Origin of the sequence: Corallincola platygyrae (genome assembly GCF_039544265.1) — a bacterium.
GTDB lineage: Bacteria > Pseudomonadota > Gammaproteobacteria > Enterobacterales > Neiellaceae > Corallincola > Corallincola platygyrae.
The window spans coordinates 210847-222451 of the sequence record NZ_BAABLI010000004.1; the positions used below are offsets into that span (position 1 = coordinate 210847).

Sequence of the window (11605 nt, forward strand, 5' to 3'; positions counted from 1 at the left end):
AGTAGCATCTAATTTGTGACTTTCTATATGCCGCTCTATTTCACATGTACCTAGCTGCTCGGATTTTTCTTGAATAAAGTGGCTTAGGCAATGTTGAATTTAAGCAATGTGCAATAAAACAGTAGGTTACGGAATGATTGGTGCCGGGGTTTAAAATGAGTTTGCTTCGTTCGGGCAGGTCTACATTCGAAAAGTGAATGCTCTAATTACGCTTTGATTAGTATTCTTCTCTGTCCAAAATTTTATTTTTTTGGTTGGCTTGATTCGAGCCCATTGTATGTTCCAGCCTTAAAGTTAGCGGACTAAGGCTAAACAAAGGGGGGAACGATTTTTCTCATCTCATTCGCTAGTGTTTCTCTAAGCCCTGCTATACAAGGCCTTAGCGTGTTTTTGAACACGGTTCATGTGTGGAGGTTCTGAAATTTTTCTAAGTTTTAGCTATCAACATAGTCAAACTCGGCGGCATCGAGCGAATAGGTTCAGGGGAAGTCTGGAACTGGATTACTTGCCGGTCGAATCGACAAGTAGCGACAAAAATACGAGCAGCGTCCGGTTGAGCACGCTCGCCCTGTTGCCGTGCTTAAAGAGAATTTTGAGTAGGCATCGTTGCTTTGGCGAGCCCGCGACGGGAGCTAAAAGGCTCGACATTAGAGTCGACTGAATCCAGTTCTTCCTCGATGTGCCCTGCTTGCCATTCGATTCGGTTAATGCCGCTTGAAATTTATCCGAGGATGTAAGCAGGGTTAGAGCCCTTATTGCGCGCTCCGCATCACGGACCGTCGCGAACTTGAATCCTGATGGCTTATCTCTAGATGAGAAGCTGCTTTGAATTAGTGGCGTTGCGCGGCGTATTCGAGCTAGTTCGCTCTGATTCAGGTTCGCAAGGTTTAGCAGAACGTGGCGTAACGTCAGCTTTTCGGGCATGGAAATAGGCAGGGGAAGTCGAGATCTTTGGTTACCTCGGAACAGATCCGAGCTTGTTTTGTTTAGCTCTCGAATTCGAAGTTTTACGCTTTCGCGCTCCAAGCACAAGAGTCTGGGTAGATTCTCTGAGTGTAAGTTTAAAAATGCACCCAGTACTCCGGCCATCCGAGAGGAGGGTGACTCTGAGGTTGTTGCTTGTATTGGTAATGCAACAGCAGGCTTCAGAACCAGCCCTACCTGTTCTGCGCCTAACGTCGTCAGGCAGTGTTCTCGCCAGGCGTTAGGGTTGGTTGGCTGTAACACTTGGCCTGTACACGGATCTTTTAATAGGTGGCGTGAAAGCCGCACCCGCTCAACTCCTGTACATTCGCGAATCAATTTTGCACTGACAGGAGGGAGCAACTTTCTTCCCACGTACCAACGCACAAGGTCAACTGAGTGGATGTAACTGGCGAACGTCACGGATTCGTTTGTGTGTCCCAGTGAAACTGAGACTTGCTGAAATCGCTGGTCTTTATTGGCATTGCTGAGTGGGGTTTGGATGCTTCGGTATCGGCCCATGAATTCGGCTAGTGCGGGAGCATAATTACTGATGAAACTATCGTCAGCATAGGTGTGTCGAATTGTATGTGAGCCAGCGCCAGCGTCGTTCAGCGCTGTTTGAACCACAGATGAAACGTGCTTTGATAGTCGAGAGGCGGCGAATCTTTGGCCGTTATTGGTCGAGCAAAGCCCTGGAGAATTACCGAATTCAGTCAGGGCGAGTATTTGACGCACCAACAATGCGTTGTCCGATGAAGTATTGACAACCCTCAAAGCGTTAGCCGACTTTTTGTCAGTACCGTGAATGTGTATGTCTAGGGTTCTATCTGAACGAGGTACGCTGTCGGATCTCGTTAAATGCGAGATCTCTGAAATACGTAGACCTGTTTCATATTGAACATCAATAAGAGTGTTCCATTCGATAATGGAGAATAACGGACTTCCCTCTCTGTAAAGATTAGAGAGTGCGAGAGGTGATACAAGCGCCGCATTTACCATGCTTATTCGCGGAGGTGAATTTGGACGATTCTGAAACATGTCTTCAATTAATAACGACAATCGCGTTGGTGTTGTCGAGTTTTCGTATTTCTGCTTAGCCAGCCATATCGATACTTCATCCTTCAGTGCATCGGGAAGTGGAGTTCCCTCGTTTTGACCGGTCAGCAATTCCTTGTGCAGTTCGTCGAAGACAGGGAGAAGTTGTGTCGCATAACAACATGCAGTTTTAACATTGATCTGTAAATGACTCCTATTATGCTGAAGCTTGATCGCCAACCATTGGGCTAATGTTTTTCCTGCATCGGTTTCTAGTCGTTGCAGTGCGTTGGTTAATGCATTCGCTGCCAAGTAACGTTGGTTTCTGGGCAGATGTTTGATTGCATATCGAATGTTGTGGATGTCTCGCTTAATCGGGGTTGGCTGGTTGAGTTCTGGAGGGCTCCAGTGATCATCTGAATGCTCTTCTGGGTCCATGATCCAATGGTTGTCTAATGTCTTGCTCATGCCCGTCAGATATGACCAATTGCGTTCATGATTCAAGCCGACAGAAGGCCAGCCTCCTGAGCATGCCTTTTCTAATGTAGGCGTCATTGCCTCCGGGGCCTCTAGGCGCCAAAATTGTCTTACTGCCTCTGTAAAAACGCCATATGCTGGGCTGATCCCAAGTGATTGATGGATCCATCGTTGAGCCTCTAGCCATATCGAATCTAATTGTGTGGGTGTATTGGTACCGTTTTTTCTGAGCTGGGCTAGTAGCAGCAATGACAAAGCATCAATGTAGAATCTTGCTTGGCAAACTGGTGTGCCATCAGGGCTTAGGTGGTTGCAAAGTTTGCCCGTAGCTTCAGCTGGCACTTCATATTCGATCCAAGCAAATGGGCCGCACCAGCGAATTGATTTTTTCGCGGCAATTAATGACCTAACGGCACCCTCAACAAATTCAATTCTTCCAAAAAGCCCTCCATGGATAATGCAGCTTAGTGTCAGGATAGGGACAATCTCACTTGAACAGAGTTGTTGCTCGAGCCGTTCGGTAATGAGAGTGCTGAGCTTCTTTATGTCGCTAGGAGTCAAAAGGTAGCTCCCTAATAATGTCGGCACCCTGCTGGACCAGATACGCCTCAATTGTGTCTGCGACTGAACGCAATTCAGCAATACTGGCCTCTGCGCCGTGGTGATCAATATACGCGGAGATTGATATGTCCGGGAGCCTTCCCTCTAGGTGGTTAATAATTGTTTTTCTGGGCCAGTCGAAGTTTGCATTCAGCGAATTGAACAGCGTTTCGTTCAACTCGGACATCGTCAGTTCACATGGCGTTACTCCACCGCCCTGTTTTTGGAGGCGGAAGAAAACTGGGCGTCTAGATGCCATCATGTCATCGACAACTGTCGGAACAAGCTGGCTTGTGATTGTCTGAAGTGCCTTCACATAAATTGAAAGCGCTGCCATGGCTATACTGCTCAATGGCAGCATTCGTGCGCCAGCAGCGTTTTTGTTGGATACGGTGCAAACACAATAATTTAGGTCTATGTTGCGCCAGTAAACCTGCTCTATTCGAATATGGCGGGAGGCGAGTGACAGCTGAAAGAGTAAAAACGATAGGTTGGCGATAGCGTTGTGAAGGCTCAATTTTGCACCGAGTGCAGGGTGAGTTTGCCACAAGCTTATGTATGAACGTGCCTCTTTTGTGAGATCGCGGATGATTTCTCGTAACTTCCTATCCTTCATGACCCCCTGTGTACCAAAAAAGCCCATATTCGTATGGTTTATCGGGAAGTCAGCCTCGATAGCTATGTTCCAAGAGCTTAATAATTTGCACATAGCGTCATAGTGTTGTGGGCTGAATTCAGAGGTAACGCCACTGTAGGATCGCAATGTTCTGTTGTGGTTTAGTGGTGACATTTTGAGATCTTTTGAAAGGGCTGTTCGCACGAATTCCTGTAACCGCGCCCTGGTTGTCCATCTTGAGGCGCCAGATCTTTTGATCATGCGAATAACCGCGCGATAGGCGGCTTTAGTGTCAGTGAAGGTAGTTAAATCGGCAGCCAGTCTTTGACCAATGCTAGCAGGAAGAAAAAGTCGTAATGGGCCGGATGGTGTTTCAAAGGTATCAGCTAGCCGTGGGTCAATTTTGAGATTTGGTAGGTTGTGTTTTAGCTCGATGCAGGGTCGTCCTTCCCATCTACCTATACGTGCGCACGCCTTCTGCTTGTTGCTATTGATAAACCATTTCGGCGGGATCGGCACGAAGAGGAGGGTGGCCAAAAGGCCACCACCAGCTTCTTCACAATGCAGCGCATATTTGAGCACCCGCTCGATGTCATCGGCGTGTATCGGTTGCTGTATAAGGCTCCGCGAAACGAGTACTGACTCATGCATGGTCAGAACCTGAGTTTTTAACTTTCCCTGAAGGGCTTAAAACAGCAGGCTCTTCTTTCGTTGTCAGGGGCTTTTGGTTAGGGAATCCAAGGATGTCGCAAAGCGCAGCAATATGGGGTTGTAATGCTTGGTAATGATGAATTGCTAGCCCAAATCCTCTGGTCTTCTCTCCATTAAGGTGCTTGGCTATCGCGTCCATGCGCGTTTTCAAAGCTTCAGGGGAAACGTTATAAATGTTGCTCCAGAACTTCTGGGTGAGGTCATGGCCCAGCATGAACTCCAAATCTGCTTGGCCGATTTCGCTTTTGAGGCCAAAAACGAGAGCTGCGGCGATTTCTTTGCGCCAGACTACGGGGAGGGTGACAAAGAGCTCTTCCAACAATTGTTTTTGGTTTTCCATAGGGTGTGGAGGATCGTTTTTGGGAGTGGTTTTATCGCCGGCACTCACGACTTTCCCCACGACGTACCCCTCTGAGTTGACTTGCGACCATGCCAGGTACGCAATACCAGAAACAAGTTCATAAGTGCTGGGTTGATTCTTACGCGTTGATAACTCGCGAACGGTGACCTCCGGGTAGAAAAATGATAATTCGTCTGGTGCCTGAAGGTTGAGAGCGGTGTAGGTATCCAGGATGACTTTTTGTTCGTCCTGAAGCGTGATATTGCTTGCGTTGATAATGACTGATGACATATTTAATTCCTCTGTCTATTGGTCCTGACTCTGTCAGGGTTACTACTCCTTGTTGCGGCTTTGATTTTTTTCAACCTTTTTTTAGTGACTGATGCAGAGGGGGGCGATTTCTATTTGGCGCATACCTTGGGGGCTGGCATTACGCAGTTCATCTTTGACATTCGGGGTGGACAGTTAACTACGCGAGATATATTGGGCTACAGCGATGTAGGTGCACTCTGATGGGCAATACAGCAGCCCTTTCTGGCATTTGTGTCACTATGGTCGGAGGGGAAAAAAAAGCGGCAGGCAGACAGAAGGCAGTCAGCCTGCACAGCAAGTTCGTGTTAACAATCTAACTCCAATCTCGCGTCTCTTAGGGCGAATAGGGTCAGATTAATCCGCATGCTCAATTCAGGATCGTATCTATCAACAGGAGCGCTCAAAGACGCTAAGTGCTCGCTAACATCATCAATCCCCCTGAGAAGCTCCGACTTAGCGTGACCCGCTGGAATAGCAATAACAAGTCGCGTAGCGGTCCCACGAATTTGAAACTCTACTGGCGCCAGCTCAGGTATAGTTTGTTGACTAAATTTCAGCCCCATACAATTAAAGATTTGGAGCCAATTGTGCCCGAGTAACGGCATTTCAATAGTTGTTGTCACCCCTGCATTTAAACTCACTAGGCCTACTAGACGCCCCGAATCGGCCAGTCTCAGTTCCCCGTGGTGCTCGAGTAACATATTTGAAGTTGTTAGATGCCTATCAACACTCTGTATGACTATCATGTGTGTCCCCTCAGGATGTTCTTTGTTCATCAAAAAGCTGATTTGTGGTTACTGGGGTATTGTCAGGCGAGGGTGGTTCCTAACAATTGAGGAGTGCAAACACGGATGAGGTTTAGGTATGTTGAGGTGTAATACAGATGAGTGACATTGAGGTTGCTATGCAACTACAATTGAAGCTGCGTGAACAGCTTAGAAAGAAAGTCTTAGAGCAATATACGATGTTGTCTTCGAGTGAAATCGCTTCTAGGTACCCGTCATGGTCAGCTATTAACAAGGCATCCTCTCTGAATAAAAGAGCAGAGAAACATAGCCTAATACAGCTAGTCATGAGCGAAGAATTTATCTATCCGTTAGAACAATTTGAGCCAGGCACTGAAAAACCGATGATGAACCACCTGATTATGGAAGGGTATCGAGAAGCGTTGGCACATAACCTAAATGAATGGGAGTATTTAGCCTGGCTGGGCTCCCCGATTGTTATCTTGGTTGAAGAGCCAACGCCTGGATTTGATGATGCGATGTCCAAGAAAAATTTTGAGGCCGCTAGGCTGGCGATAAAGAATACAGGTCCATCAAAAGAGTTTATATATCAGCCTCTTGCCTGCGCTCAAGCGCACCAAAAAGACCAGTTTCACCAGCTATTGTGCTTATGGCTAAGTTGAGAGCACTCGCCTCATCGTTTCTGATCGCTTTAGCGTCAATAGCGGTTTCTATAGATAACTGGTAGAAAACCTGCCAACAGATACTTCAATATGTCTACCTATAAAGCAGTTGGATGCTCATTGCTTTATAGGTAGACATAAAGTGGAATTGAGAAGTCAAAACCTCAAAAGCAGACGATTGAAGATGGTCGTTAGGTTTCAATGTCCCACGGTAATCCACAGTTGTAGTTTTGCGATAAAGCAATCATAGTCCTAAGCCTTGAAGTGCCATCCTGATCGATGTCACAGCCAACATGACAGCAAACAGTCTTTTGAGTAAAAGGGGATCTAGTTTAGAAGCCAAGTGTGCTCCCAGTGGTGCCATGGTAACGCTGAACGGAACAATTGCTAGCCATGCATAGATGTTTACCAACCCGAAGCTCCCTGCTGGAGCACCAGGAGGCGGAGAAACAACCCCCATCAAGGCTATTACACTGGGTAGTGAGATCACCAATCCGAAGGACGCGGCGGTTCCAATTGCCCGGCGGGTCTCGTAGTTATATGCACTCAGGGTTGGCACGCTGAGGCTACCACCACCAATCCCCACCATGGTACTGATCGCCCCTATGCTTGTTGCAATGAGTGCCTGTGTCCTATTGTTGGGTAACGTATCTGCAAGTGATTTTTCTGGCTTATACAGCATGCAAAACGCGGCGAAGATAGCGATCGCAGCGAAGAGGATAGTCAACTGATTTCCGGGAAGGTAGATGATCACTGACGCACCTGCAGCGACACCAGTGATCATGGGTAAGCACCAACGGACAACCAGTGACCAGTCAATATTGTCTCGCCGATGATGGCTGAGAATGCTGCTCAAAGAAGTGGGGATAATGCAGGCAAGGCTGGTTGCAGTAGCCACATCCAGTGCCACACCTGCTGGTACTTCAAATGCCAAAAATAAGAAGTACATGATGGGCACAAGCACGATACCACCGCCTACGCCGAATAAGCCCGCTAAAAGACCCGCAACCAACCCTGCAACGGTAAGAGACAAAATAAAAGTGAAACTTATCATTGAATACTTCCAGACATGAAACGAGTTATGGTTGGATGGATATGGTAGGCACTAACATCTCGAGTCTCTGCCGATACTGTATGTTCACCAATCATTATTCATTGGCCTATTTAGCACTTGCTGGCAACTCGCTTTGCTGCCTCCTCAGGACGGTAATCGCCACTGAGCTTAACAGAAAGAATAGCGCTACGTAGAGGAACATTTCCGCCAGTGCATTGGTTCTAAAAATAGAGAACGAATGATAAACCTGATTGTTAGTATCCTGCATATACACAAGTGTGAGCCTGTCTAATTTTGAAATATATTCGCCTTCGTTTTGCAGTGTGAGTTTTTTATAAAAAATAAACGAAAGCGACGTAAACAGATTCGCTGAGAAGATCCTCAAGATCAGCGACAAGGAGTTAGCACTGGTAACTTCGCTCTGCTCAAGTTTCTCCAGAGACAGCGACAGCAGAGGCGCAGTAAAGGTAGCCAAACTTAAACCAGCGATGATCCTAGAGATGACAATGGTCGTTTCGGAAGTGTTCAGTTTAAATTGAGACATCATATAGAAGGAGATGGCCATCAACAGCAAACTCAAACACGATATCCAGACATAATATTGTGTTTTGACATGACGTCCTATTAGCGGGCTAAGTATGGCCGCTATTACGCTGGATATGGAAAGGATCATACCCGCCTGCAAAATGGTATAGCTCTTATCCATCCTCAACCAGATGGGTAAGATAACGATGGAGCTGAATATAACCCCATTGCCGATACAGAGAATAAAGGTTGAGGTTCTAAACTGGGCGTTTCGTAGCAATGAAAAATCGACTAGCATCCACCGCTGGTTAGATAATAAGAAGAAAGCCAAGAATAAAACGCCTAGCAGGCACCCCCCTTGGATCCTCAGATCGGTAAACCACCCATATTTTTCACCAAAATCCAGGCAGTACTGAAAGGCGGCTATCGACAGTCCAAAGATTGACAACGTTATCAGCGGACCATAATCAAATTTGTCCTTCGAAAGAGTGGTTTCCAGTTTGGGTAACAATATCAGCAGACTGATAGTGATCAGTGGGACATTGATAAAGAACAGCCAGCGCCAACCCAGCATGTCCGTAATGTAAGCGCCCACAAACGGACCAAATACAGGCGCTAAAGAGATCGCGCTGGTGCAGAGGGCGATGGCCAAGGCTTGGCGCTCTTTACCCAGCGTGACAGTCATTAATGAGAACGAGGTGACGACTGCCATACCGGCACTCAGGCCTTGCATGAACCTGAACAAAATGAAGCTGTAGACGTCGTTTGCTAACCCGCAAAGCAGCGAACTCACCAAAAAGATCAGCGCGCCTAAGATAAACACGGCGTTGTTGGCCAGCTTACGCGTCAGCAAGTTCCCCAACGGAAACGAGATCACCAGCCCGGTGCCGATAGACGTCATTATTAGTGACGCATAAAAGGTATCTAGCGCTAGATCGGCCGCTATATTGATCAGTGCTACGTTTGCTACAGATGTATCCAACATCTGTGAAAATAACACCAGATAAATAGCGAAGACACTTAGAACTTTCATGTTATTCCCAAGCACAGGTGAGCTCAGGCAGTGCTTTTAGATGTTGGTGTTTGGCTTTCAGTTCACTGGTGATCACCTTTTCGAACTCAACATCCCATACATCACCCACTGAAACCAGATGACTGTCTATCGAGGCGCCGATGTCCTCGGGTCCTCCAGCTTGTGCACCGTCACTGACCAAGGTTGTTGCTTCAACATTGGTGTGGATACTTACCTTCGCGCTGGAGCCAAGTGGTAACCGCTTTGAAGGGGGCTCTTCAATGGCTATGAGTACAGGCACTCGCTGCATGGTTTTAACCCAGTTCGAATCCAGGTTATTTCGTGGGATGGTAGAAAAGGACGCTGTGATCGACGGTACTATGGAGTGAACGACGCCATTGAGCTTAACATCGCCACCATAGGCGTCTGGCGTGACTTCCGCAGTGTCGCCAACTTTTATCTGAGACAGCTTCGATTCCAGCACGTTGGCTTCAAACAACATATCTTCTGTGGGAACCATAACTAGCAGGTTGACTCCTTCATCTGCATACATTCCTTGATACGCAATCAACTCGTACACGTAACCGTTTGCTGGCGCTCTGATCTCCGTGGATTTCAGGTTGTAGAAGCTCTCTCGCACATCCGATATTGCCTGCTTGATCGCAGGTCTACTGGTGATCGGTTCACGTTGTTTAAAGTGGTTCGAAAGCAGTCGTTGTTTTTCGATAGCGGCTTCTAAGTCACTGACTTCGGCTTCAAGTGCCTGCTTGTCGACAAAGTTTGCATCGATGAGACCCAATTCGCCTAACGAGCGATACTTAGACAAAACGCCTTGGGAGTACTTGAGCTCTTTCTGTTGAATTTCGCTTTGGAGTGTAAGTTCACTTAAGTCAATGCAGCGGCTTATTTCGCTATCTACAAGTGCGCTCAGTCTGAACAGTGAGCGTTCGTACTCGAGAAAGGCATTGCGACGATTGATAGTAAACAGCAGGTCACCTTCAACTACCTGTTCGCCACGTTCAACTAAGAGTCGCTCCACCCTGCCTGCCGATGTGGAGTTGACTCTTAGTATCCTTCCAGTGACATAGGCGTTATCGATCCTAACAAGACCCGGTTCTTGGTTTTGATATTGAAAGACAGTGAAGCCACAACAAAGAAAAATTAAAACAAAGGCAATTATCTTAACCATACATATTCAGTCTTTATATAGAGCATGTTAACTGCGCATTACGCTTTGCATGCTTTCAATTTCATAGCGATGCTTTAAACCCTTGATATCACCAGCTCAGAGAGTTGTTGGCATCAAGAGTGATGGGCGCGCCATTAACCAATATTTTGCTCATCGCTTCGGCTGACACAGCTATTGCTTCGGCCATCGAAGCCCCGACCGTCATAAACGTACCGATCTGATCCATCTGGGTTCGCTTGCCTTTTAACGTGCTGCCATTAGCAACCTTTTGTTTGCTGAATATGGCTTCTGGGGGGAATACCATGGATTCCAAACACTCAAGATCCAGTGGGGGCATGATCTCGCGAACGTAGGCAAACTTGCTTTGTGAATATGGGCAGTCAAATTCCGTTTCTTCACCCAAAGTGGTCGCTAGGATTAGCTCTTCGGCCTTTGAACCCATCACCTCATTGATCGCCAGGATGGTGTCGGATCCCACAAAACGAATGTTCAGTTCGATTAACTCAACTTCTCCGTTGTCATCAACCATGACTTCGGTGTGAGTCGGACCGCAATTTATATTCAAGGCTTGGTGGATCTGTGTCACTTTGTCGATTATTTTGTCCATGAACTGATGCTCATAGGGGAACCCCAGGCCCATCTCGATAGCACTGTTTTGTTCGTGTAGATGTCGAGAGGAGAGGCCCAAAGGCTGATAGACACCATTGACCACAAAGCCCTCGATCGACATGAGCTCTCCTTTGGCGGCCTCTTCCAGATAGAAGCGGTTGTTCAACTCGAGATATTGTCGAAGTATCGAGAGGGTGATCTCCGGTTTGTCTTGCCAACCTTGGATCATCTGCTGAAGCTGGGCATGGGTGCGAATGCGGGCAACTTGCGCACTGCCAACACCATTCACCGGCTTGAAGAAGTATTCATCATCTGCTGGCCAATCCTGTATGCCCTCAGCTTGTTCTTGGCTAATGGTCTTGAGCGAAGTTAGACCTTTCTCTCTGAGATGATTGCGGACCTTTTCTTTATCCAAAAGAAACATCACTTGTTCATGGCTAATACCATTGAGCTCGTAGATATCTCTGAATTTTGATTCGAAGGGTAGCGTGATTTCGGCGGCAGCATAGCTGCCCACGAAACGATACGTTTCACTTAATTCCGCGAGTTTATTCAGGATAGGCTCATCGTCTAACCAGCTTTCAATGACGATCTCTTGTTCCACAATGGAGGGATCTATCGCATAAGGACCGGCAGTACAAAGAGGGAAGGACCTCACCACAATGATCGTCAGACCACGGGCATGTGCCGCTTCGAGCACTTTGTAGATGTGATTTAGAGGCTCAAATAATACGTATGCATCTTTCATAAT

8 protein-coding genes are annotated in these 11605 nt (G+C 47.1%); 1 reads left to right on the forward strand and 7 read right to left on the reverse strand.

Annotation, left to right across the window (positions count from 1 at the left end):
- Positions 1–501 precede the first annotated feature (501 nt).
- From ABEA14_RS01605 to ABEA14_RS01615, 3 genes are read right to left on the reverse strand one after another with little or no spacing between them, the layout of a single operon-like run.
- Complete coding sequence (locus ABEA14_RS01605; RefSeq protein WP_345338058.1) at positions 502–3039, reverse strand: tyrosine-type recombinase/integrase; 2538 nt, start codon at positions 3037–3039, stop codon at positions 502–504.
- Complete coding sequence (locus tag ABEA14_RS01610) at positions 3029–4345, reverse strand: hypothetical protein (RefSeq protein ID WP_345338060.1); 1317 nt, start codon at positions 4343–4345, stop codon at positions 3029–3031. The genes ABEA14_RS01605 and ABEA14_RS01610 overlap by 11 nt, the downstream gene beginning before the upstream one ends.
- Positions 4338–5036, reverse strand: coding sequence for a hypothetical protein (locus ABEA14_RS01615; RefSeq protein ID WP_345338061.1), 699 nt, complete (start codon positions 5034–5036; stop codon positions 4338–4340). The genes ABEA14_RS01610 and ABEA14_RS01615 overlap by 8 nt, the downstream gene beginning before the upstream one ends.
- Before the next feature lie 904 nt (positions 5037–5940).
- Here ABEA14_RS01615 and ABEA14_RS01620 point away from each other — a divergent pair.
- Entirely contained in the window at positions 5941–6465 is a 525-nt protein-coding gene (locus ABEA14_RS01620; protein WP_345338062.1) for a hypothetical protein, read from the forward strand.
- Positions 6466–6709: 244 nt separating this feature from the next.
- Here the strand turns inward: ABEA14_RS01620 and ABEA14_RS01625 are convergent, their stop codons facing one another.
- From ABEA14_RS01625 to ABEA14_RS01640, 4 genes are all read right to left on the reverse strand, one after another.
- The gene (locus ABEA14_RS01625) at positions 6710–7519 is read right to left on the reverse strand and encodes a sulfite exporter TauE/SafE family protein (RefSeq protein WP_345338063.1); all 810 of its coding nucleotides are present in this window, start codon (positions 7517–7519) and stop codon (positions 6710–6712) included.
- Between the two features lie 106 nt (positions 7520–7625).
- Positions 7626–9077 carry an MFS transporter gene (locus ABEA14_RS01630; RefSeq protein WP_345338064.1) on the reverse strand — a complete coding sequence of 484 codons (1452 nt, stop codon included), beginning with the start codon at positions 9075–9077 and terminating at the stop codon, positions 7626–7628.
- Position 9078: 1 nt separating this feature from the next.
- A complete protein-coding gene (locus tag ABEA14_RS01635; RefSeq protein WP_465252815.1) occupies positions 9079–10095 on the reverse strand; it encodes an HlyD family secretion protein in 1017 nt (338 codons plus the stop codon).
- 238 nt (positions 10096–10333) lie between these two features.
- On the reverse strand, positions 10334–11602 hold the full coding sequence (locus tag ABEA14_RS01640) for an ATP-grasp domain-containing protein (protein ID WP_345338066.1): 1269 nt from the start codon (positions 11600–11602) through the stop codon (positions 10334–10336).
- Positions 11603–11605 lie beyond the last annotated feature (3 nt).